Source organism: Rathayibacter sp. PhB152, from assembly GCF_003751395.1.
GTDB lineage: Bacteria > Actinomycetota > Actinomycetes > Actinomycetales > Microbacteriaceae > Rathayibacter > Rathayibacter festucae.
In genome coordinates this window covers 487,999-509,651 of the sequence record NZ_RJUT01000004.1, presented here as the reverse complement: position 1 = coordinate 509,651, position 21,653 = coordinate 487,999, and the positions used below count along the sequence as shown (strand labels likewise).

The window sequence follows — 21,653 nt, the reverse complement described above, 5'->3', positions numbered from 1 at the left end:
ATCAGAAAGGAACCGTCATGTCCCACCTGTCCGTCAAGGCCGGTGTCGCCGCACTCGTCGGGGCAGCCGCCGCGGCGATCACCGCGCTCCTCGGTGTCCCCGATCTGTCGCCTCTGCTCGGCTGGGCGATCGCCGCGGCGGTGTTCCTCGTCTGGGCCTGGTCGACGGCGTGGCCGGCCGACCCCGAGCGCACCCGCGAGCTCGCCCGCCACGAGGACCGGTCCCGGAAGCTGGTCGACTCGCTCATCATCGCCGCCACCTTCCTCAGCCTCGTCCTCGTGGTCGTCGCGCTCCTCCGCAGTCAGCAGAAGGACCCCGTCGGATCCGCGGCCGCGATCCTCGCGGTCGTCGGGGTCGTCGCGGCCTGGGCGCTCATCAACACCGTCTACGCCTTCAAATACGCGCGCATGTACTACCTCGACGACCGCCACCGCTTCGACTTCGACCAGGACGAGGACCCGTCCTACAGCGACTTCGCCTACACCGCCTTCTCGATCGGCATGGCCTACAGCGCGAGCAGCATCACCCAGTCCTCCACCCCGTCACGTCGCATCGCCCTGGCCCACGCTCTTCTGTCCTACTTCTTCGGCACCTTCGTCGTCGCCGTCGCCATCAACCTGATCACCGGCCTTACTCAGGGAGGGTGAGGAGCGCGGCACATCGTCCGTCTCAGGGCGCGTCCGCGAACCTCGTCAGAAGCAAGTACCGGATTCCACACGGTGAGCAGGACCAGACCGAGCAGTGGCAGCCACTCACGGACGAAACACGGAGCCAAGCCGCAATGAGCAGCACAGCGGAACGGTTTGGTCGATCGGCTCGGACGTGCCGCGTTCCAGAATCGCGGCTCAGTGCGCGCGATGTAGCGGATGGGCCTGCCACAGAAGGCCCTGTTCCTGTAGAGCGAGAAACGCGGCGAGACCTGGATCGACTTCGCGGTCTCTAGGATCCTCGCGGAAGAGTGGGAGCGGAAACGGCACCCCTCGACACCGACCGGCTCGACATCACCTAGGGGACGGGTCGCACGCCCCCGCTCGCACCGTTCTTGTCGAGACTGCGCGTTCCGGGTTCCCGTCGAGCGCCCGCCCAAGGCCTCTCTATCCGGTAAGGGGACGTCCTGGCCGCAACAGGGTGAGGGTGGCAGCCCGTTCGAGCCGGGCCGGGTCAGAGGAGCCTCGCACTGCGGGTGCGCGGCTCCTGCTCCTGCACGCAGGGGCAGCAGAACGGCGGTACCCGGGCAGGACGGCACGACTGCGCCGCAGCGTCCGCTTCGAGGACCGGCAACGCCGCGTGCCAACCCAAAGACCGATCCCGACACGGGACGCTCGTTCGAGGCAGGCGCAGACGCCGGATCATGGCGCGCGGAATCGCTGAGAGCGCAGGCCCGCGGTGCTGATACGCCTCCCGACGAGGTTGGGCCAGGGGAACGAGCGGGCCCTCTGCCCAGCGGATCGCGGCGATCGAGCTCTCACAGCACGGCGCTGGGTGACCGCAGACACAGGACGTGATGTCTCGCCGCGCGAACTCGACGTTGTGCCTCCAGGAATCTCATCGCCATAATGACCGCATGCGATCACGCACAGCCGGTGCGTCCGCATCGCACTCGACGCCCGAACCGCGTCTGACCCTTCTCGGATTCGACGAGTTCATCCACCACACCTCTGCCCACGTGTCGACTATTCGGTGCCGAGCGTGAAGGGCCGTACCCTCGCGTTGACGATCGGGGCGATTGTGCTGATCGGCGCAGGCGCGACTTTCGTGGTGGATCCCTTCCAGTGGCGGTCGGGACAGGAAACGTCGGCCAGTGCCCCCGAGGGCAGCGCGACGCCGACTCGATCGCCCGATGCGACCGACCCGACCGCAGAAGCCGTTGCGAATGCTCTTCGAGCGCTGCCGGAGGATCCTGTCGCGGGGGCATCCGAGGCCCTGCGCCCCGCTGTTCAGGCCGCACCGGACGTCGCCGTGCCGCCGGGCGCGACGATCGACGCGGACTCCTCCACCTGGGTGGCGACCGACGAACAGGCAGGCACGATCGCGATGTCGATGTCGGTCCCCGGAGAGTCGGACCCGAGGGTCTACCTCGCGTTCGTGGTCGTCGAGAACGGCGGCTGGAAGCTGGACGGCACGATCGAGAGCGAGTTGCAGCAGTGAGACGCATTCGAGTCGCTCTGGTCATGCTGCTGCTCGCAGCATTCCTCGTCGCCGCGCCGCCCGCCTTGGCCTCGCCGACCGAGAACTCGTACCCGGATCTCTCCGCCGGCTGTGCGCCCGGAGGGCTCGAGCAGGCAAGCGTCTGGATCAGTGACTACGAAGCCGACGGCGAGGCGAGACCGGATCCGGAATCGGGCCGAGTCGTTCCGGTACTGATGGTCCACGGGTGGACCGGGAACTCAGCACATCTCTCAAATCCGCTCGGCAACTTCTCGCGCGCGGCCGACCTCGGCACGATCGGCGAAATGATCACCCCGTCCTCTCGGACCGTGGTCGGCATCCTGCAGTACCTCGGGAACACCGACGTCTACACCTTCGACTATCACGACGCGTCGGCGCAGTGGGTCACGTCCGATCGGATCGCGGCACCGCTAGCGGAATCGATTCGATGCCTGGCTCAGAACTCCGGCCAGAAGGTGATCGTCGTCGCGCACTCCATGGGTGGCCTCGCTATGCGCCAGGCACTGGCCCAGGATCCTGACCTGCTCAAGGACCTGAGCCAGGTCATCACCTTTGGGACGCCGAATACCGGATCCGACTTCGCTCGTTTACTCTCCGAGGGAAGCTCGGGCGGGTCGGTCGGTGCCGCGACCAGCCGCGCCTTCGCGGCGCTGCTGCGGAGCGCACTGAGCAGCTGCGGTTCCGCCGCGACCACCTCGCTAAGCACCGGGACCCCGTGCGACTTGTTGCCCGTGCATGCAAGCGCCTTCCAGGCAGACGCCGGGCGCGCGCTCCAGACCGGGTCGACGGAGCTAGACGAGTTGGCGTTGTCGGCACCGTGGCCGACCGGACTGCCCGTGCACGCGCTCTTCGGCGATGTGACGCTGACGATGCCGCGGTCGGGATTCCTCGGTCTCTCCTTTCAGACAGAGGATGTCCGCGTCGGGGACGTGGTGGTCGGCCACGAATCGGCCATCGCAGAAGCGACGACTCGGGACAGCGCCAACTGCCGCTACACCATCAGTGCGGTACACAGCCTCGGAGAGCAGCTCCTGCGCGGCATGAAGCTGAAGACGGTCGACGAAGTCGGTCGTGACCTGATGGAAGGCGGCGATTCGCCTTGCTACCACGGGTCTCTGATGCGCACGCAGCAACTCGTGAACGCCATGACCGGATACGTCGTCGACGACGTCGACAGCCGTGGGCCGATCGAGGACGTCGTCGGCGAGCTGCTCATCCCCGCCGGTGCGTGCACCCAGTGGGAAGGAACCCGGCCCATCCAGTTGTCCGGCGGTCAGGGCGAAAACTTCGACGACGGAGGAAGTGGGACGGGTATCCTCGAAACACGGCTCGTCGGCGCCACGGATCTCACCGGGGACAGCAGAGACGACGCCGTTCTCGTCGTCCAGTGCACGGGTACACCGGCCGCGCAGTGCTGCGCTGGGCGCTCGTCGATCCTGTCGACGGTGCTGGCGCTCGACCTTAGCGGCACGACTCCAGTTCTGATCGGAACGCCGTTCTCCGGCGGCAGTATCTTCTCCTCCGAAGGCGACGTCGACGCCGAGATCTACGACGACGGGAGCGACTCTCCGCGCCTCGAGGGCACGGATGTGCTGGCGTACGAATACCCGATCTACGAGCTCGAGGACCCGGACGAGGCCGAGACGATCGCCGGCTGGTTCCGCCACACGCTGAAGAACGGGGAATGGATTCGAGTGAGCGAGTAGCTCGGGTCCCCCGCGTCCGCCCCCCGCTCAGCCACCACTAAGGACCTATGACTCCTGTGCACCGACGGCACCCGAATGACCGCGACCACGTCGAGGTTGGGTACACCCTAACTGGACGTCAGATGACATCCCTAAAGTGCGTCCGCCGAGGGCCAAATCGGAGCTTGTCTGACACTTGCCATCGCCCCTTTTAGGTTTTAACTGCGTAAGTTTTAGCGCTTCGTTGCGAAATTCTTGCACCGTCCCCATATTGCAGCACCCAAATCCGTCAACGAGCGAGCACAGCTCTAACGTCGACAGTCGGCCATCCGCTACGCTCCGTACCAAGATCGTGTCCATCACATCGGGCGCGCGACCGACCTTCTTGACAGGGAGCCTCCCATGGACGGCGACGACCGATCGCACCTCGACACCCTTTTCACCGATCGTGTCGACGAAAGCGTCGCTTTCGCTCGATCGGTGCAGGCATTACGACGCGGCTTGCTCGAGGCAACGCCGCCGACGATCGAACGGCGCAATGTGCTCGCATTTTTTGGCGTCGGCGGGGCGGGTAAGACGACCTTGTCGAAACGTTTGCAGCACTGGGTGAAGAGCGGCCTGCCGGCTGAAGCCGAGTGGGGAAGTTCTCCACCGACTGAAGTCGACGCGACGGCTCGTGTGGACCTACACGATAGCTTTGGCCGGATTGATGTCGCGCGCGTCGCCGCTCGACTGCGCCTGGCGTACGCCGAAACCGACGTTGGAGGTTGGCACGCATTCGACATTGCGTTTGCCCGCTGGTGGGCACTCGCGCACCCGGGTGAACCGCTCCCGCGAATGTCAGGAGCGACGGGCTTCGGTGCCGCAATTGCTGAAACGCTTAGCAACGTTGCTGGTGACACGGTTGATCTACATGAGGTCGTGATGGCGGGCACGATGACCGGGGTCGCGACGCGAGGCTTCGCTTGGATTGCGAAACAGGCCATTCACAGCTTCAGGATGACGCAAGCTAGTGGAGTCGGCGACTTCAGTGCGATTATCGATGAGATTGAGGAGATATCGGCGGACGATCCGCGCCCCTCGCTCGTCGTGCGAATCATCGGACTGCTAACCGAACGCCTCATTCAACTTGAGCCGGAGCGGCGGCCTCTCGTCGCCGTCTTCGTGGACGCGTTCGAGAAGCTTGCCGACGATCCGATGCGCTCAGGCGAGGGTCGGCTCAACGACATCGTCTTCGCAATGCCGTTCACACTTTTCGTATTCACAGGGCGCGAACACATTGATTGGGCCGAACGCACGTCCGTCATGCGGCATCGAGGACGTCGTACCTGGCCGGGGCTCGTGCTGAGGCGCCTTGACGAACCCGAGGTAGACGTTGAACCACGCCAGCATGCGTTCGGCGATCTAGGCCCCGGAGACCGTCGGCGATTCCTCAAGGCGGCCCGCGAAGAATACGGCCTCGCCGTATCTAACGAAGTACTCGAAGCCGTCGCGGATGCGTCCGGTGGTCATGCTCAATATCTTCGACTCGCAATCGACGTTGCACTTGATCTCACGAGGGACGAGGAACCGATCACAGCAGACGCGATGACCGGAGGAACGGACGCCCTCGCCATCCGCGTTCTGAGCAACTTGCCAGCGGATGAACAACGCGCCATTCGAACCGCGTGTCTATTACCCAGTATTGACACGAAATTTGTCGCTGCAATCGCTGAAATGGACGAGGGCCCGGTGCTGCGCGCAATGCGGCGCAGCCTTGTCGCGCCCGATCCCGCTGGCGGTATCGACGAGAAGGGGGCGCCTCGCCGACACCGCATCCATGACGCCATTCGAGCTGCAATTCGAAATCAGAGCCTTGCCGCACCGGGCGCCTGGTCGCCTGGCGACTGGAGCGCCGCCTATGATCGCGCATTCATTGAGGCAAAACGAAGGTGGGAACTCGCGTCAGATACACGCATCCCATCGGCCGTGCTCGAACCTGCTGGAATCGGCATCCGGCTCGTTTGCGAAAGCGGCCGGTGGGCTCCCTGGATCCGCGCAGCGATCGTGAAAGCGCCGTCGATAGGCGCGCTCTTGCCATACATCCCGGCAACTTCGCGTTTCAGTATCGGCCAAGCGCTAATCGATTACATCATCTCAAAAAGTTACGAGTTTGCTCTTGACTACAGAATCGATTTGCTCGATTCCCTTCAGGGTGTTGAACATCCAATCAACGACATATTCCGACGACACCGCGCTTACCGACTACGGGACAGTGGCAACTACGATGAAGCGCTCGCCATCCTTGATCAACTGGCCGCACGCTCGAACGCAACCGAACGAATCCGTAACGTGGATCGATTCCAGGCCGCGAACACCTTGGTGATGGCTCGACGTTTCATTGACGCAACCGCGCGAATAGACAACCTGACCGAAGACAGAAGAACCGGACTTCGCGCAGTACACGAACTTCCCCGTGGAATCCTCGACCTCTACGTTTCAGTCAGAACCCGAAGAGTCGAGGAACTGACTATCTCGGGCAATTACCGCGAAATGCTAGAACAAGCCTCCACACTGATGCTTAACTCTGTTTTGGCAGGAGTAGTCCCGCTGGAGAAAGAGGTACTGGAAGCCGTCGAGCGGGCGAAGCTCGTTGGCCATCAGGTTGCGCAGAAGAACCATCTTGCCGTTCTCGCCTACCTTCACGCCGGCGATCAGGCGGCGACGGAGGCTGTCTGCGCCGAGCTGAACAGGCTCGATCACGGCTCGGTCATCGACCCAATCAATCCACGTGGAACCTTCCCCCTGGTGATCGACGCATATGTTAGATCCGACCGCGAACGCGCCCGCGAACTCGCCGACCGGATCGACTCAAAACCGACCGCTCGCGGTGTCGGTTGGATTAAAGTGGAGGCCGTCCTCGAAGCACTTGGAACTCCACTTCTCGAGACGCCGACGCAGTGGCCAGAACCGTGGAGTAAAATTCGTGACCGCTGGATAGGGCATGTAGACCTTTTTTGGCAGCAATTGCAACTACAACGTGCAACGTACTGACAATCGACTCATGGCAGGCTCAATGGTTCTGGCTTTGGCATAAGGAGCGCCCGCTTCGAACTTTGTTCGCCGACTGCCATCCGCGCCTCGGGAAGCAGCTCGATGGACCATCGAGTTGCCATCAATAAGGCGAGGTCATCCGGCTGGGCTGCGAGATGGCGCCTTACTTTATTGAGGCCGATCCAATAGCCGGCGTCTTTGCTGAACGCGCCGGGACGGTTCGGATCAACCAAGCCGCGCTTGACGCGTACAGCGATGGCAGCGGCTTCGCCGAGGGGCAGGACCTCAGACAATCGCCGCGCTACTTCTACGATCCCAGCTTCAGCCGCCCACCCCACAGCCAACGTCCGCGCTGCGTAGCGGCGCACGACGCCGGGGTGCGCGGTGCCCAGGTACTCTTCTATCCACGCCGCGAGACCCTCCTCCGTAGGCATCGCGTCGCCAAGGGCCAGGAGACACCGCGGGTCTGTTTGTCGAGCGGCGTTCTCGGCACGGAGAGCATGGCCGCCGATTTCGTGCGCGACCAACCGCCGCCACTCAGTAGGTGTTGCCGCGATCGAACCACTCACTTTGACCACTTTCGAGACGGCTTTGACCGCCATGTTCGCAGCCATCGCGTTGTCCACCACGACCGACCACTGATCTAAGTCATAGGCATCGAGGGCAGCCCGTGCTCGATCAGCAACTTCAGCCGCATCGAGGATTTCCTCTTCTCCACCCATGTCACTAGGCGCTTCATTGAAGGCCTTCGCGGCTAAATCACGGTCGTCCGCGGACGGCGAGCCGTAACGGCGCTCGCTCCACACGACTGTTTCTGTATCGTCGCGCCTGCGCACGATGCGCAGCACAGCCTCAGCCTCATCGATCAATGTAATGAGAGCACGGTCCAACCCACGCGGCTCCAACCGGTCGGTCGCTGCTCGAGCTGCTGTCGCTAGAGCTATACGAGCCCGGAGGTCGACGTCGGGAAAGCTCCAAGCGCTGATGGCGTCGCGACCTGATCGCACCGCAGCTGCAACCTCGGCCCGGCAGCCGCTGACATCCATTGGTGTCAACCAGCTGATCGTATTCAACGACGCGCTCAGGCGGACGATCGCTGCTACAGCTTCAGGAGTCATCGAAAAGATCTTGCCAGTTTTCATCGGCACAAGCCCGTTCGATCTGTCGATGCGCAACAACGCCGACACTGCAGCCACCGCGGTGCGCTGAACCTCGGCGGGCGGGGGAGGCGGTGTCGGAGCGCACGAGCCGGACCTGGCGGGCCGTGTTGTGTCACCAGCGGGCCCGTTCGCGATGGAGGCGACCTGCTCAGAGCCATGGACTGCTTCTCCGCCGCGGGCGCCTCCCACCCGAGCGCGGCGAAAAGGAGCGACTGTCGGCCGCCGACCGCGATTTAGGCCTTGCCCTCCACCCCCGGCATGGAGCAGGATCTGGGCGTGACCGATGAGCACGAGGCGCTGGCCGACTTCCTCGGAGACTCAAGCGCCACCGGAACGGCCTACGGCGCCGATCTCACCGGCACCGAGTGGCGCAGCGTGTACTCCGCCCGCTGGCACTCGGGCGAGTAATTCGTCGTGCAGGACGAACCGGCGAACGGCCCGTTCGACACTCTGAGCTTCCTCGGTTGGAACACGGAGCGCGGCACGTACCTCTCGTGGAGCATCGAGAACCACGGATCTCAGGCGAATACCTGGTGACCCGCGACGGGGCGACTTGGACCCTCACCGGAGCCACCGAGCGCGCCACGATCCCCTTGAATGGTTACGGTCGCGCCCAGAACCGCCACTGGGAGTTCACGCCGAACGGCGAGTGGATTACCCTCTGCGATCGAGTCGCACCCGCGGCGACCGATCCCCCCGGCGTACCGACCGCGGACGCCTCCGCTTCCGGACGCCCGCTGAACCGGGTGCACTCCTCCGATATCGATCACGCGGCACCGAGAGATCCGCCGCATCGAGCGAGGTCGCAGCCCCCTCCGCCCTCGGCCGTCTTGAGCGACACAGAACTACGACACTCATGCCGCAGAGGACCCCCGGCGGAGGAGGACAAGCAGGGTCTGGGACATGACCGTCGAGTCGTGCTGGTCGATCAGCTCGATGCCGATGCGGACGAGGCCCCTGTCGGGTCGTGAGGTGGACGGGCGCGCGGAGAGGACGACGAAGCGCCCGTGCAGCCGGTCGCCCGGGCGGACCGGGAGGTGCCAGCGCAGGTCGTCCACTCCGGGTGAGGCGATGCTGGCGCGCTGGTTGAGGAAGGTGTCGACCAGGAGCCGCATCGTCATCGCCGTGGTGTGCCACCCGCTGGCGATCAGGCCGCCGAAGTCACCCGCACGGGCGGCCTCGGGGTCGGTGTGCATGCTGTGCGGGTCGAACGCCGTGGCGAAGGCGATGATCTCGGCCTCGGTCACCTCGATCGGCCCGGAGGTGCCTCCGAGTCCGGCACGGTAGTCGTCGAAGTACCGCTCGGCGAGGGGAACGGTGAAGGGCTCCATCGTCCGACCGTACCGCCCGGCACCGGACGCCCTGTCGACGACCGGGGCGCCTTCCCCTCCCCGACCGCTTCGCGTCACGCGGGCTCGGACCGGTCGGCGCGGCGGCGGCGTCCGATCAACAGCGTCCCGATGAGCCCTGCGAGCGCGAGGATCCCGCCCGTCATGAAAGCGGCCTGCCCCGCCGAGACGGTAACGGCGACGCTCAGCTGCCCGGCGTCCGCGGCGCTCGAGCCGATCGTGGAGGCGGAGATCAGCACGGCCCCGCCCGCGGCGCCCGCGAGCTGCTGCACCGTGGTCCCGCTCACCCGAGCAGGTCGAGGCCGCCCTCGGTCACGACGGCCCGCACCTCGGTCAGGTAGCGCCGGGCCTGCTCGGTGAGAGGGATGGCGGAGTGCCCGATCCAGCCGATCTCGATGCGCTCGTCGACGTCGAGCGGGACGGCAACGATGGCCGGGTCGAGGTCGTCGCTGATGATCCCGGTCGAGATGGTGTAGCCGTCGAGGCCGATCATGAGGTTGAAGATCGTCGCCCGGTCGGACACCCGGATCTCCCGGTCGCTCGACAGCGTGGACAGGATCTCCTCGGCGAAGTAGAAGGAGTTGTCCGCCCCCTGGTCGAAGGTGAGCCGCGGCAGATCGGCGAGATCGGCGAGGGTGACCCGCTCGCGCGAGGCCAGCGGGTTCCTCCGCGAGACGAAGATGTGCGGCAGGGCGAGGAAGAGGGGATGGAAGGCGAGCCCCGCGTCCCGGAGGATCTTGTCGATGACGTCGCGGTTGAAGTCGTTCCGGTACAGGATCCCCAGCTCGCTGCGGAGCGTGCGGACGTCCTCGATGATGTCGCGGGTGCGGGTCTCGCGCAGCGAGAACTCGTACTTCTCCCCCTCCGTGCCCCGGACCATGCGCACGAAGGCGTCCACGGCGAACGAGTAGTGCTGCGTGGACACCCCGAGCAGGCGACGCGACGGAGGCCGCCCCAGGTAGCGCTGCTCGAGGAGCGCCACCTGCTCGATGACCTGCCGGGCGTAGCCGAGGAACTCGGTCCCCTCGGTGGTGAGCGTGACCCCGCGCGCGACGCGGACGAGGAGGGCACGTCCCACCCGGGTCTCGAGGTCCTTCATCGCCGCGGACATGGTCGGCTGGGCGACGTAGAGCAGATCGGCGGCGGCGGAGATCGACCCCTCGGAGGCGACCTCGACGAAGTAGTGCAGCTGCTGGAGCGAGATCCCGCCGGTTCTTCGTGCCATAGGACGGGACTATACCTCGGCATAGTCGCGCCGGATTCTTCGATGCCTCCCGGTGACGGGCACTCTGGTCCCGCACGCTTCCACCAGGGCCGGTGCGGCCTGCTGATCACCGGATTGAGCGCTCATGGCGAACGACGTCACCTTCAGGATCACCACGACCTGCTTCGACGAGCACTACACGCCGTCGGCCGGCTCGCGGGCCACCACGAACTTCGCCAACCTCGCCCGGGGCGAGCACCGCCGGCAGAACCTCCGCAACGCCCTGACGATGATCGACCGCCGGTTCAACGACCTCGCCCACTGGGACAACCCCGGCCGGGACCGCTACGCCGTCGAGCTCGAGATCGTCTCCGTCGAGGTGCGGTTCCCCGCCGAGGAGGCGGTCCGCGACTTCCCTCTCCTCGAGGTCCTCGACGTCACGATCTGCGACAAGCTGACCGGCGTGCGCCACCGCGGGATCGTCGGCAACAACTTCTCCTCCTACGTCCGCGACTTCGACTTCAGCGTGCGGCTGCCGGCCGCGAACAAGGGGGCGGCGGAGTTCACCGTTCCGGACGACTTCGGCGATCTGCACGGCGCCCTGTTCCAGAGCTTCCTCTACTCCGACGCGTATCGGGAGCGCTTCTCGGCGCCGCCCGTCATCTGCATCAGCGTGTCGACGAGCAGGACCTACCACCGGACCTCGAACCACCACCCGGTCCTCGGCGTCGAGTACCGGCAGGACGAGCGGTCGTTGACCGACGAGTACTTCGGCCGGATGGGGCTGCAGGTCCGGTACTTCCTGGCGCCCGGCTCCGTCGCGCCCCTCGCTTACTACTTCCGCGGCGACCTGCTCAACGACCACTCGAACCTCCAGCTGGCCGGCACGATCAGCACGATGGAGACGTTCCAGAAGATCTACCGGCCGGAGATCTACAACACGAACTCCGCCGCGGCGGACGTGTTCCGGCCGACCCTGCAGCAGCAGGACTACTCGCGGACGCAGATCGACTACGACCGTGCCGAACGCGATCGGCTCGCCGTCGAGCAGGGCGCGTACACGGCGGAGCACTTCATCGAGCCGCACCGGGAGCTGCTCGACGCCTGGGTGTCGAGGCACCGGACCCCCGCCCGCTGATCAGAGAAGGATCGCTACCCGTGAACACTCTCCTGCCCACCTCCATCGCCGGCAGCCTGCCCAAGCCCTCCTGGCTCGCCGAGCCGGAGACCCTGTGGTCTCCCTGGAAGCTCGAGGGCGACGAGCTGGTCGAGGGCAAGCAGGACGCCCTGCGCATCGCCGCCCACGAGCAGCACCGGCGCGGCATCGACATCATCAGCGACGGCGAGCAGACCCGCCAGCACTTCGTCACGACCTTCATCGAGCACCTCGCCGGGGTGGATCACGTGAACCGCGAGACGGTGCGGATCCGGGACCGCTACGACGCGAACGTGCCGACCGTCGTCGGCGCCGTGAGCCGCGAGCGGCCCGTGTTCGTCGACGACGCGACGTTCCTCCGCCGGCACACGTCCCAGCCGATCAAGTGGGCCCTCCCCGGGCCGATGACCATGATCGACACCCTCGCCGACCGCTACTACGGGAGCCGGGAGGAGCTGGCGTGGGAGTTCGCGGCGATCCTCAACCAGGAGGCGCGGGAGCTCGAGGCCGCCGGCGTCGACATCGTCCAGTTCGACGAGCCGGCCTTCAACGTCTTCCACGACGACGTCCGGAACTGGGGGGTCGCCGTCCTGGAGCGGGCGGCGGAGGGGCTGCGCGCCCAGACGGCCGTGCACATCTGCTACGGCTACGGGATCAAGGCGAACACCGACTGGAAGCAGACCCTCGGACCGGAGTGGCGCCAGTACGAGACCTCGTTCCCGCTGCTGCAGCGCTCCACGATCGACATCGTGTCGCTGGAGTGCCACCACTCCCGCGTCCCGATGGAGCTCATCGAGCTCCTCCGCGGCAAGAAGGTCATGCTCGGCGCGATCGACGTGGCGAGCGAGACCGTCGAGACCCCGGACGAGGTCGCCGACACCCTCCGCAAGGCCCTCCGGTTCGTCGACGCGGCGGACCTCCTCCCGAGCTCGAACTGCGGCCTGGCTCCCCTGCCCCGCGGGGTCGCGCTCGGGAAGCTGAGCGCGCTGACCGCCGGTGCGGCGATCGTCCGCGCGGAGCTCGCCGGCTCGGCGGCCTGACCGCCGGCGCCTCGAAGGGGAGGAGCGACCCGGGCGGTGACTCAGCGGGCGATCTTCTCCTCGAGGACGGTGCGCTCCGCCGCGTTGGTGCAGAGCGCGAGCGCCCGCGTCCACTCGGCGCGCGCGTCGGCGGTGCGACCGAGCCGGGCGAGCAGCTCTCCGCGCACAGCGGGGAGGAGGTGGCTGCCGGCGAGCTCCCCGCGCGCGTCGAGGTCCTCGACGAGGGCGAGCGCGTCCTGGGGTCCGGTCGCCATCGCGACGGCGACCGCCCGGTTGAGCTCGATGATCGGCGAGGGCGTCAGCCGCCCGAGCGCTTCGTAGAGCAGTACGATCCGCCGCCAGTCGGTCTCCGCGACCGACGGGGCGACGGCGTGGCACTCCGCGATCGACGCCTGGAGACCGAAGGCGCCGAGACCGCGCGGCGAGACGGCCTGCGCGAGAGCGGCGCGCCCGCGCCGGATCGCGCTCCGGTCCCAGAGCCGCCGGTCCTGGTCCTCGAGCAGGATCGCGCGCCCGTCCGCCCCGAGCCGGGCGGGGAACCGGGCGGCGGTGAGCTCGAGCAGGGCGAGGAGCCCGAGCACCTCGGGCTCGGGTGCGAGGGCGACCAGTCCCCGCGCGAGGCGCCTGGCCTCGTCGGCGAGGTCGGTGCGCATCCAGTCGTCCCCGGCGGTGGCGGACGAGCCCTCCGTGAAGATCAGGTAGACCACCTGCAGCACCGAGCCCAGGCGGGCGGGGCGCTCCTCCGCATCGGGGACGGCGAACGGGATCCGGGCGGCGGAGAGGGTCTTCTTCGCCCTCGTGATCCGGGCCTGGATCGTCGCCACCGGAACGAGGAACGCCTGAGCGATCTCCGTCGTGGTGAGCCCGCCGACCAGCCGCAGCGTCAGCGCGATCCGGGCCTCCTTCGCCAGCAGCGGATGGCAGGCCGTGAACATCAGCGCGAGCACGTCGTCCTCGATGGCGTCGGGATCGAAGAGCGCATCCGGACCAGGTCCCGCCTCGTCGAGATCACGGGCGAGCAGCGCGTACCGCTCATCACGCGCCCCGCGCCGACGGAACGCGTCGATCGCGCGGCGCCGGCCCGTGGTCAGCAGCCAGCCGACGGGCTCCACCGGCACGCCGCCGACCGCCCAGGAGACGAGCGCTTCCGCGACCGCCTCCTGGGCGAGATCCTCGGCGAGATCCACGTCGCCGGTGTAGCGGGCGAGGGCGCCGACGATGCGGGCGGACTCCATCCGCCAGACCGTCTCGACGGCGGCCCTCGCGTCAGAGCTGGCCGGTCTGCTCACGCCAGGCGCGCTCCCGCTGCACGTACTCGTTGTCCTGCGGGAACTCGTCGATCGAGGGGATCCGGCGGATCTCGGCCTTGCCGCCGCCGGTCATCGGCGCGCGCTTGGCCCACTCGACCGCCTCCTGGATCGAGGCGACGTCGAGGACGTAGTAGCCGTTGAACAGCTCCTTCGTCTCCCCGTAGGGCCCGTCCGTGACGACCGGGGTCTCGCCGCTGAAGTCGACGACGACCCCCTGGCTCGGATCGTCCAGCCCCTCCGCCGCCAGCAGCACGCCGGCCCGGATCAGCTCGTCGTTGAAGCGACCCATCGACTCCAGCATCTGGCTGAAATCGGTGTTCATCATCGCGGCCAGCGACTCGTCGGTCGCGCGCCAGATCAGCATGTACTTCGGCATGAGGGGATTCCCGTCTCTCGGTGATGGAAGGAGCGTCGTGCGACCTTCTCACCCCAAGGTCGAACGGCGCGATCCCGGATCGACACCCGTCCCGAAGAAAGTCCGGCCGGCCCTTCAGTGGTGTCGATTCTCGAGGGTCAGCGGCCGCCGCGCATGCCGCCACCTCCGGCGGCGGCCGTGCCCGCGGTGACGGTGGCGAGGGTCGTGCCGTCGGCGGTGAGGGTGTAGCTCTCGCCGGAGGCGATCTCCGGGCCGGCGTAGACGACGCCCGCGATCGTCTTCGACGTCGTGAACGTCGTGACGGTGGTGCCGTCCGCGTCGGTGATCGTCACGTCGGTGCCCGCGGGGAGGGTGCTGCTGAGGGCGGAGGAGATCCAGCCCTGGGTCGAGGACGCGTCGGGCGAGACCATCATCCCGGCGCTGCCGGTGGCGAGCACCTCTCCGCCGGTCACGACGAGGGTGCCGTTGACGTCGAGTGCGCCGTTGCCGCTCTGCTCGGGGCCGTTCACGACGAGGCTGCCGCCGCTGATCGTCGCACTGCCGTTCGAGTCGAAGCCGTCGCCCTCGGCATCGATGGTGACCGTGCCGCCGCTGAGGGTGATCACGGAGCCGTCGTCGCCCTCGCCGCCCATGCCTCCGCCGGGGCCGCCCGTCGTGCCGGTCGCGGCCCCGTCGGAGTCCGTGCCGGTTCCGCCGGAGGCGTTCAGGCCGTCGTCGCTGGAGACCACGGAGACGTCGCCGTCGGTGATCCGGATGTCGGCGCTCTCGATCCCCTCGACCGAGTCGGTCACGGCGATGTCGGCTCCATCGAGGAGCAGGGCCGAATCGGCGTGGACGCCGTCGTCACCGGTGGCGAGCGTCAGGGTTCCGGCGGTGGTGTGCACCCAGGTGTCGGAGTGCACGGCGTCGTCGGCGGAATCGATGGTCACGTCGCCGCCCTCGAGGTCGACGATGATCCCGGCCTTGAGACCCTTGGCGGAGGCGTCGGTCGCGAGCTGCGCGCCGCTGCCTCCTCCCGCGGTCAGGTCGAGCGCTCCTCCCGTGATGACGATGTCCGTGACGGCGACGACCGCGTCGCCCTGAGCGTCGACGGTGATGTCGCCGCCGGTGATCGAGACGAAGCCCGCGGTGGCGTCCTCCTCGTTGTCGGAGGTGAGTCCGTCGCCGCCGGCGGTGACGGCGAGGGTGCCGCCCCGGACGACGAGGTAGTCCTTGCCGCGGATGCCGTCGTCGACCGCGTCGACGGTGATGGTGCCGGAGAGGACGACGAGGCCGTCCTTGCCGGTGATGCCGTCGTTGCCGTTGCCCTGCACATCGAGGGATCCGTCGCCCGTGATGGTGAGGTCGGCGGCGCTGTAGAGCGCGGCGTTCGACTCCGCGTCCTCGGCGTAGGAGGCGGTGTCGCTGAGGGTGTTCGTCGATCCGGTGGCGAGTTCGACGACGACGTCGGAGGCGGCGGTGACCGTGATCGCGGAACCGGTGGAGCTCGTGATGTCGACGCCGTCGAGCACGAGCCGCACGGTTCCTTCAGCGGTGGTGTCCACCACGACCTGGCCGTCGGTGAGGGTGCCGCTGAGGACGTAGGTGCCGGCGTCGGTGATGGTGACGGTCGAACCGTCGACGCGCACGGCGTCCCCGTCTGCCGCGGCGCTGTCGCCGGAGAGGGTGATGCTCGTCGAAGCGGCGTCCGCGGCCTGGTCGGTGGCGTGCACGGCGGTGTTCGCCGCGAGGATCTGAGTGGCGGTGGAGTCGAGGGAGGTGCCGACGGCCTGGACGGTGGTGCCCGCCTCCGTGTCGTCGGTGCTCGTGCCGGTGGGGGCGGTGGAGCTCGAGTCGGTGGTGGTGCCGAAGGCGGAGCCGGCGACCGCGGCGGCGCTGCAGCCGGTGAGGAGAGCGCCGGTGAGACCCAGGACGGCGAGGACGGACAGCGGGCGGGAGCGGTTGTGCATGGTGGTCCTATCGGGGAGAGACGACTCGGGCGGGGGCCCGGTCGAAATGACGGTCGAGGGTGCGCGTCCACTTGTTGGCGGGGAGCTCGGAGCGGAACGCGGCCATCCCGGTCCCGTACTTCGAGAGCGAGACGGGGCGGTGACCTTCGGCCCAGAGCGCCCGGTCGACCTCGGACGGGCGGGAGGCCGACTTGGTCTCGACGACGACCACGGCCGGTCGATCCAGCACTCGGGCGGGTGCGCTGCGCAGCCGCCAGACGAGGCGGGTGTCGATCGTGGCGCGGGTGGCGGATCCGGGAAGGAAGAGCGTCGTCCGGGCGTACTCGGTGGACAGCACCGGGGCGAGTTCTCGGGAGTCCAGGGCGATTCCCGTCGCCGCGAGGGTCTCGTCGATGTAGGCGAGACCCTCCGCGGTGAGCTCGTCGCGCCGGCCGGCCGGGTGGTCGATCCGCTCCTTGACGGTGCTGCTGCGGGATCCGCGCGTCTTCACCTCGAGGTAGCTCGTCGCGGAGTCCAGATAGGTGCGGGTGCGGATCTTGAAGCGCCGCCGGCGGCCGCGCACGGCGAGGTGGTAGCTGTCCAGCTGCGGGGTGTCGAAGTAGACCGATTCGTAGTCGCAGTCGCGGCGCCCGCCGAACTCGAGCACGCGCGTGCTGTCGTCCAGCCGGGCGAGCACGGCGTCCAGGCTGCCGGCGGGAATCAGGTACTTGCGGTCGATGCGGGACTGCAGCGACGCCTGGTCGACGAGCTCGGGGAGGCTGATCGCTTCGAAAGACTGCAGACGCGACATCGTCACGGCGGTCATCGCGAGACCGGGACGCCGACGGCGGAGGTGGCCGGGGCGAGCTCGTCGTGCTGCCCGCCGCGGGCGCGGCGCTCCGCGACGTCGAAGCGGACGTCGACCTGTGTGGTGTCGTTGACGAGATCGAGCTGACGGACCTGCACCGACCGGATGCGGCCACCGAGCAGCGCGGCCAGGTGAGCGGTCAGGGCGCCCTCGTCGGTGAAGGCGCTGTCCAGGGTGATCGTCTGCTGACGGGTGCGCGGGAACAGCCGCGGGTGGTCGGCGATGAACAGGACCGCGATGATCAGCGCGATCAGACCGACCGTCAGCGCGGACGGCGCGGTGCCCAGGCCGCTGATGAGGCCGATGGCCAGAGCGGAGAAGTAGTAGGCGACCTCGTGCTGCTCGATCTCGTCCGAGCGCAGACGGATGATCGAGAGGACCCCGAAGAGACCCAGCCCGAGACCGGCTCCGACCGTGCTGGAGGCCAGGACCAGCGAGACGGCGAGGACGCCGACGTTCACGCCGAGGAACGCGGCGACGAGGTCCCGACGCCGGTGGCGGGGGAAGTAGATGCCGAACGTCAGCAGAGCGATGGCGACGAGGTCGATGGCGACGGTGGCGAATGCGAGCACGAGAACTCCTGAAGACGGGCCGACCTGAGGTCGGCGAGCGAGGTGCTCCCATTCAGCCGCCGCGTCCTTTGCGCTTCCTATGACCCGTCTATGACGCTCGCCTGCATCGTCGGGCGGGCGCTGATCGCCGCGCGGAGCCGGTCGGAGACCAGCAGGTCTCCCCCGGTGCCGCAGGCGAGGACGTCCACGTCCCAGCGGGAGAGGACGCGGTCGAGGGTCGGCTCGCCGCCGGCGAGGACCGCGGTGGCGAGGACGTCGGCGGTGAGGATGTCGCCCGCGAGGACGGTGACCTGGCGGAAGCGCACCCCGTCCGCGTCGTGCGGGCGCCGCCAGACGTGCTTTCCGCGCTCGGCGGTGCCCGACGTCGCGACGGCGCGCCGGTCGCCAGCGATCGGGACGGCGCACAGGAGCGATCGGCGGTCGTCGGGGTCGACGATCCCGATCCGGACCGGATCGACGTGGGCGTGGGAGTCGGCGTGGGCGTCGACGGCGCAGGATCCGAGGACGTCTCCCCCGACGGTCAGGAGCCACGGCGCGTCGCCGCCGCGCTCCAGCAGCCTCCCCGCCGCCGCGATCGCGCGGGCCTTGACCGTGCCGGCGAGGTCGAGCACGCCGTCCGGGCGGTGCGGGGTGAAGGCGCCGTCGGTGGCGGTCCGCCACTCGAGGGCCCCGGCGTAGGCGTCGCGCATCTCCGCGCTCGCGTCGGCGAGGCGGAGGCGGCCGTCGGCGATCCTGCTCGCCTCCGACTCCGGCCGGTACAGGCTGAACCGCTCGTCCGCGGACCGGAAGACCGCCCGGATCGCCGCCAGCGGCGCGTCGGCCTCGGCCCGGAGGCTCGCGACCGTTCCCATCGTGGGGAAGGTCGAGATCACAGGCCGGCCTGGTCGATCGCGGACTGCAGCGAGTCGAGGTAGGCGTCGCTGGTGTAGGTCGCGCCGCTGACCGAGGCGACGTCGGCGCTCTGGGCGGCGAGGACCTCGCTGCGCAGGATCGGTGCGGCACGGTTCGAGATCGAGACGGAGCGGTTCTCCTTGTCCGTCAGCTGCAGCGCGGTCACGTCGGTGATCGCGCCACCGGCGACGGTGATCGCGACCTGCACGTCGCCGTAGCGGGTCGAAACGGCGGTCCCCGTGTAGGTACCGTCCGTTCCGCCGGTGCTGTCGGTGCCGCCGGTGCTGGTGGTGCCGGCGGGCGCCGAGGGCGTCGACGGGGTGGAGCTCGGCGTCGGGACCTCGAACGTGCCCGAGCCGCTCGAGCCGCTCGAGGAGGTCGGAATCGGAGTCGGAGTCGAGACGGCCGGCGCTGCGGCCTCCGGCGCCGGTCCGGCGGGAGTGCTCCCCGCGGCGCCGAGGTCCCAGCCGATGACGAGGACCGCCGTGGACGCGACGATGCTCGCGAGGGCTGCGCGTGTTCTCACCAGCTGAAGCTCTCGACGTGGATCCGGTGCTCGGGGAGGCCTGCGCTGCGGGCGTCGCGGAGGACGAGCTCGCTCCAGGCGTCCAGTCCGCAGACGTAGAGGTCGGAGTCGAGCAGCCGCGGGAACACCGAGGTCAGCGTGACGCCTCGCGAGAGAGCCTCGGCGGACAGCCAGGTGTCGCTGCCGGACGGGCGATGCCCCTGCATCCAGTAGAGCGTGCCGCCTCCGCGGCGCACGAGCTCGCCCGTCTCGTCCCAGAGGCGGTCCTGCGCGTGGTCCGCCCCGCGCAGGAGGACGGTGGCCTCGCCCGGCTGCAGGGCAGTGTGCTCGAGGAGTGCGCGCGCGGGGGTGATGCCGATGCCCGCGGCGACGACGGCGAGGAGTGGAGCGGTGCGCGCCGTGTCGGCGAAGATCCCGTAGGGGCCCTCGATCGACACGGCCGTGCCCGGCCGCAGTCGAACGAGGCGTTCGGTGCCGGCGCCCAGCACGCGGACGGTGATCCTGGCGGTGCGGTCGGTGGGGACCGCGGAGAAGGAGACGGGGTGGGCGTGCCACCAGGTGCCGGCGCTCCAGAACCGCCAGATCGCGTACTGACCGCCGACGGCGCCGAGGGAGCGCATCCGTCGCCCGGTCAGGTGCAGCGAGAACACCCCGGGTGCGATCGTCTCGACCGCCTCGACCCGGATGCGGTGGCGGAGGGTGCGCACGACGGGCACGGCGAACCGGAACCACGCGACGGAGCCGAACGCCGCGACGTAGAGGGCGATCCAGTAGGCGCGCTGCACGGACCCCTCGGCGAGGACCTGACCGGCGGAGAGCTGATGCGGCACCGCGACGAGCACGGCCGCGTAGCTGAGGAGGTGGATCGCGTGCCACGCCTCGTAGGCGAACCGGCGGCGCACCGCGACCAGCGAGGTGACCACGACGAGCAGCAGCAGCGCGGTCGCGAGCAGGGCGAGGAGCATGTCGCTGCCGGAGTACAGGGCGAGGCTCTCCTGCACGAGGTCGAGCCCGTCCGTCATGGCGTAGCCGACCGTGAGGAGCAGGCCGTGACCGAGGATCAGCAGGAGGGCGGGCTTGCCGAGCCGCCGGTGCAGCGCCGTCGCGACGTCCTGACCGAAGGTGCGATCGATCCACGGGATGCGCGCGGCGAGCACCAGCATCAGCAGGAGCAGATCGGTCCCCACCAGCCCGGCGACGATCCCCGCCGCCGACAGCGCAGTCGGGAGGTCGGTCACGGCCTCCGGACCACCGGAGGCGAGGAACAGCGCGATCGCGACAGCGACCGAGACGACGCACGCGGTCACCAGCGCATCGGCCGAGCGCCTCCGTCTCCGGAGGGCCCGGCGGCGGCGCTCACCCGAAGAGACGTCCACCCCCGGGCCATCCGCCGCTGTGGGCGCCGGTCGAACTGTTCGCAGCACCGTGCTCATCGCATCGACCTTCCCTGAGTGTCACCCTTCGCGGGGTCCCCGCCGGGAGATCAGGGTCGGCGACGACGCTATGCACTCCCGATGAACCCGCCCTGGCCCGCATCGGAGTAGGCCCGCGCCCGGGCCGGCGCCGTTGCGCGCCGACGCTGAGGTGCTCCGCGATGCCGCTGCCGGCGACCTCGACGACGGTCTGCCAGGCGGGGAGGAGGTCGTCGTCCGCCATGTCGACCGTCAGTGCCGCGCCTGCCATTCCCGCCTCAACTCCGCCAGTGCCTGCAACCCACCGCTGCGCTCACGGGTGTCCGTGCCGACTGCGAGATCCGCGGCGATGACCGCCACGGGCATCACATCACCGTCGTAGTCGAAGGGAAGAGTGTTGGCGTAGATCGTGTCGCCCCCGGAAGGCGACGCGACCATGAAGCTCTTCCGGGCGTAGTCCTCGACGCTCCCCTGTCGCGTGTACCCGGACACCTGCCGAGCATCATCCATGAGGCCGACGTTCAGAGCGCTGCCGACGGCGCGGCCGGTCGCGATCAGGCCGGCGGCCGCCTTGGCCGGGTTGGCCGCCGTGAAGGAGTAGGCGCGCGTCCGATCGGCGACCGCGCGCGCGATCTCGTCGGGAGCCATCTCTCGAATGCGCGCTCCCACGCGGGAGCGAGTGCTGGGCTGGAGCCACGTCGCCCTGAGACCGCTCAACTCCCACAGCAGCCCCCAGGCGGTCGCCGGATCCATCTTCCGGCCCTTGCCGCGGCGGGCACGGGCCTCGTAGCGAACGACTGAGTCACTGTGGGCCAGCCACACGCCCGTCGAGAGTCGACGGCCACCGATGGCCCCGGAAGCCACGAGGTCCGTGGCGTGGCGCCGCGAGATCTCGAGGCGCGCGGCGAGCTCGGATGTCGTCAATTCGGCCATTGCAGATAACCTCCCGTCGAGGAACTATTCTGGCATGCAGC

General features: G+C 68.4%; 20 protein-coding genes. 7 read left to right on the top strand and 13 right to left on the bottom strand.

What is annotated here, in order from left to right:
* Nucleotides 1–17: 17 nt before the first annotated feature.
* The 4 genes from EDF36_RS12380 (at nucleotide 18) to EDF36_RS20930 (ending at nucleotide 6,887) form a co-directional block, all read left to right on the top strand.
* Nucleotides 18–647, top strand: a complete 630-nt coding sequence (locus tag EDF36_RS12380; protein ID WP_123733221.1) for a DUF1345 domain-containing protein — start codon at nucleotides 18–20, stop codon at nucleotides 645–647.
* Between the two features lie 1,042 nt (nucleotides 648–1,689).
* A complete protein-coding gene (locus EDF36_RS20935; protein ID WP_148060034.1) occupies nucleotides 1,690–2,148 on the top strand; it encodes a hypothetical protein in 459 nt (152 codons plus the stop codon).
* Nucleotides 2,149–2,171: 23 nt separating this feature from the next.
* Nucleotides 2,172–3,875 (top strand): triacylglycerol lipase, encoded by a 1,704-nt coding sequence (locus EDF36_RS12370; protein WP_123733219.1) that lies wholly within the window; start codon nucleotides 2,172–2,174, stop codon nucleotides 3,873–3,875.
* A 381-nt stretch (nucleotides 3,876–4,256) separates the two neighbouring features.
* A complete protein-coding gene (locus EDF36_RS20930; RefSeq protein ID WP_148060033.1) occupies nucleotides 4,257–6,887 on the top strand; it encodes a hypothetical protein in 2,631 nt (876 codons plus the stop codon).
* Between the two features lie 8 nt (nucleotides 6,888–6,895).
* Here the strand turns inward: EDF36_RS20930 and EDF36_RS12360 are convergent, their stop codons facing one another.
* Entirely contained in the window at nucleotides 6,896–8,083 is a 1,188-nt protein-coding gene (locus EDF36_RS12360; RefSeq protein WP_148060032.1) for a tyrosine/phenylalanine carboxypeptidase domain-containing protein, read from the bottom strand.
* 240 nt (nucleotides 8,084–8,323) lie between these two features.
* On the opposite strand from EDF36_RS12360, the gene EDF36_RS21820 reads away from it, so the two are divergent.
* Entirely contained in the window at nucleotides 8,324–8,455 is a 132-nt protein-coding gene (locus tag EDF36_RS21820) for a hypothetical protein (protein WP_260300698.1), read from the top strand.
* 446 nt (nucleotides 8,456–8,901) lie between these two features.
* On the opposite strand, the gene EDF36_RS12355 is transcribed toward EDF36_RS21820, so the two are convergent.
* From EDF36_RS12355 to EDF36_RS12345, 3 genes are all read right to left on the bottom strand, one after another.
* Entirely contained in the window at nucleotides 8,902–9,378 is a 477-nt protein-coding gene (locus EDF36_RS12355) for a MaoC family dehydratase (protein WP_123733216.1), read from the bottom strand.
* A 74-nt stretch (nucleotides 9,379–9,452) separates the two neighbouring features.
* Nucleotides 9,453–9,683: a hypothetical protein gene (locus EDF36_RS12350; RefSeq protein WP_123733215.1), complete on the bottom strand. Its 231-nt coding sequence runs from the start codon at nucleotides 9,681–9,683 to the stop codon at nucleotides 9,453–9,455.
* Entirely contained in the window at nucleotides 9,680–10,621 is a 942-nt protein-coding gene (locus EDF36_RS12345) for a LysR family transcriptional regulator (RefSeq protein WP_123703993.1), read from the bottom strand. Before EDF36_RS12345 ends, EDF36_RS12350 begins: the two co-directional genes overlap by 4 nt.
* 124 nt (nucleotides 10,622–10,745) lie before the next feature.
* On the opposite strand from EDF36_RS12345, the gene EDF36_RS12340 reads away from it, so the two are divergent.
* Together EDF36_RS12340 and EDF36_RS12335 are read left to right on the top strand one after the other, a co-directional pair.
* Nucleotides 10,746–11,738, top strand: a complete 993-nt coding sequence (locus EDF36_RS12340) for a putative oxygenase MesX (RefSeq protein ID WP_123733214.1) — start codon at nucleotides 10,746–10,748, stop codon at nucleotides 11,736–11,738.
* A 20-nt stretch (nucleotides 11,739–11,758) separates the two neighbouring features.
* Nucleotides 11,759–12,796, top strand: a complete 1,038-nt coding sequence (locus EDF36_RS12335; RefSeq protein WP_123733213.1) for a methionine synthase — start codon at nucleotides 11,759–11,761, stop codon at nucleotides 12,794–12,796.
* A gap of 41 nt (nucleotides 12,797–12,837) precedes the next feature.
* On the opposite strand, the gene EDF36_RS12330 is transcribed toward EDF36_RS12335, so the two are convergent.
* The 9 genes from EDF36_RS12330 to EDF36_RS12290 all read right to left on the bottom strand — a co-directional run bounded on the left by EDF36_RS12330 (nucleotide 12,838) and on the right by EDF36_RS12290 (nucleotide 21,612).
* A complete protein-coding gene (locus tag EDF36_RS12330) occupies nucleotides 12,838–14,031 on the bottom strand; it encodes an RNA polymerase sigma factor (protein ID WP_123733212.1) in 1,194 nt (397 codons plus the stop codon).
* Between the two features lie 31 nt (nucleotides 14,032–14,062).
* A complete protein-coding gene (locus tag EDF36_RS12325) occupies nucleotides 14,063–14,482 on the bottom strand; it encodes a YciI family protein (protein ID WP_123704001.1) in 420 nt (139 codons plus the stop codon).
* A gap of 137 nt (nucleotides 14,483–14,619) precedes the next feature.
* Nucleotides 14,620–16,431 carry a carbohydrate-binding domain-containing protein gene (locus EDF36_RS12320; protein WP_123733211.1) on the bottom strand — a complete coding sequence of 604 codons (1,812 nt, stop codon included), beginning with the start codon at nucleotides 16,429–16,431 and terminating at the stop codon, nucleotides 14,620–14,622.
* 7 nt (nucleotides 16,432–16,438) lie between these two features.
* Nucleotides 16,439–17,236 carry a polyphosphate polymerase domain-containing protein gene (locus EDF36_RS12315; RefSeq protein ID WP_260300697.1) on the bottom strand — a complete coding sequence of 266 codons (798 nt, stop codon included), beginning with the start codon at nucleotides 17,234–17,236 and terminating at the stop codon, nucleotides 16,439–16,441.
* Nucleotides 17,233–17,850, bottom strand: a complete 618-nt coding sequence (locus EDF36_RS12310; RefSeq protein ID WP_123733210.1) for a DUF4956 domain-containing protein — start codon at nucleotides 17,848–17,850, stop codon at nucleotides 17,233–17,235. The genes EDF36_RS12315 and EDF36_RS12310 overlap by 4 nt, the downstream gene beginning before the upstream one ends.
* 77 nt (nucleotides 17,851–17,927) lie before the next feature.
* A complete protein-coding gene (locus EDF36_RS12305; RefSeq protein ID WP_260300696.1) occupies nucleotides 17,928–18,722 on the bottom strand; it encodes an FAD:protein FMN transferase in 795 nt (264 codons plus the stop codon).
* On the bottom strand, nucleotides 18,719–19,267 hold the full coding sequence (locus EDF36_RS12300) for an FMN-binding protein (RefSeq protein ID WP_123733209.1): 549 nt from the start codon (nucleotides 19,265–19,267) through the stop codon (nucleotides 18,719–18,721). Before EDF36_RS12300 ends, EDF36_RS12305 begins: the two co-directional genes overlap by 4 nt.
* A complete protein-coding gene (locus EDF36_RS21955) occupies nucleotides 19,264–20,574 on the bottom strand; it encodes a ferric reductase-like transmembrane domain-containing protein (protein WP_311316378.1) in 1,311 nt (436 codons plus the stop codon). Before EDF36_RS21955 ends, EDF36_RS12300 begins: the two co-directional genes overlap by 4 nt.
* A 357-nt stretch (nucleotides 20,575–20,931) precedes the next feature.
* Nucleotides 20,932–21,612: a hypothetical protein gene (locus EDF36_RS12290; protein ID WP_123733207.1), complete on the bottom strand. Its 681-nt coding sequence runs from the start codon at nucleotides 21,610–21,612 to the stop codon at nucleotides 20,932–20,934.
* Nucleotides 21,613–21,653 lie beyond the last annotated feature (41 nt).

Coding starts and splice junctions, on each gene's coding strand:
- EDF36_RS12380 (WP_123733221.1), top strand. CDS start 18: ATGTCCCACCTGTCCGTCAAGGCCGGTGTCGCCGCACTCGTCGGGGCA.
- EDF36_RS12370 (WP_123733219.1), top strand. CDS start 2,172: ATGCTGCTGCTCGCAGCATTCCTCGTCGCCGCGCCGCCCGCCTTGGCC.
- EDF36_RS20930 (WP_148060033.1), top strand. CDS start 4,257: ATGGACGGCGACGACCGATCGCACCTCGACACCCTTTTCACCGATCGT.
- EDF36_RS12355 (WP_123733216.1), bottom strand. CDS start 9,378: ATGGAGCCCTTCACCGTTCCCCTCGCCGAGCGGTACTTCGACGACTAC.
- EDF36_RS12345 (WP_123703993.1), bottom strand. CDS start 10,621: ATGGCACGAAGAACCGGCGGGATCTCGCTCCAGCAGCTGCACTACTTC.
- EDF36_RS12340 (WP_123733214.1), top strand. CDS start 10,746: ATGGCGAACGACGTCACCTTCAGGATCACCACGACCTGCTTCGACGAG.
- EDF36_RS12330 (WP_123733212.1), bottom strand. CDS start 14,031: ATGGAGTCCGCCCGCATCGTCGGCGCCCTCGCCCGCTACACCGGCGAC.
- EDF36_RS12325 (WP_123704001.1), bottom strand. CDS start 14,482: ATGCCGAAGTACATGCTGATCTGGCGCGCGACCGACGAGTCGCTGGCC.
- EDF36_RS12320 (WP_123733211.1), bottom strand. CDS start 16,431: ATGCACAACCGCTCCCGCCCGCTGTCCGTCCTCGCCGTCCTGGGTCTC.
- EDF36_RS12315 (WP_260300697.1), bottom strand. CDS start 17,236: ATGACCGCCGTGACGATGTCGCGTCTGCAGTCTTTCGAAGCGATCAGC.
- EDF36_RS12290 (WP_123733207.1), bottom strand. CDS start 21,612: ATGGCCGAATTGACGACATCCGAGCTCGCCGCGCGCCTCGAGATCTCG.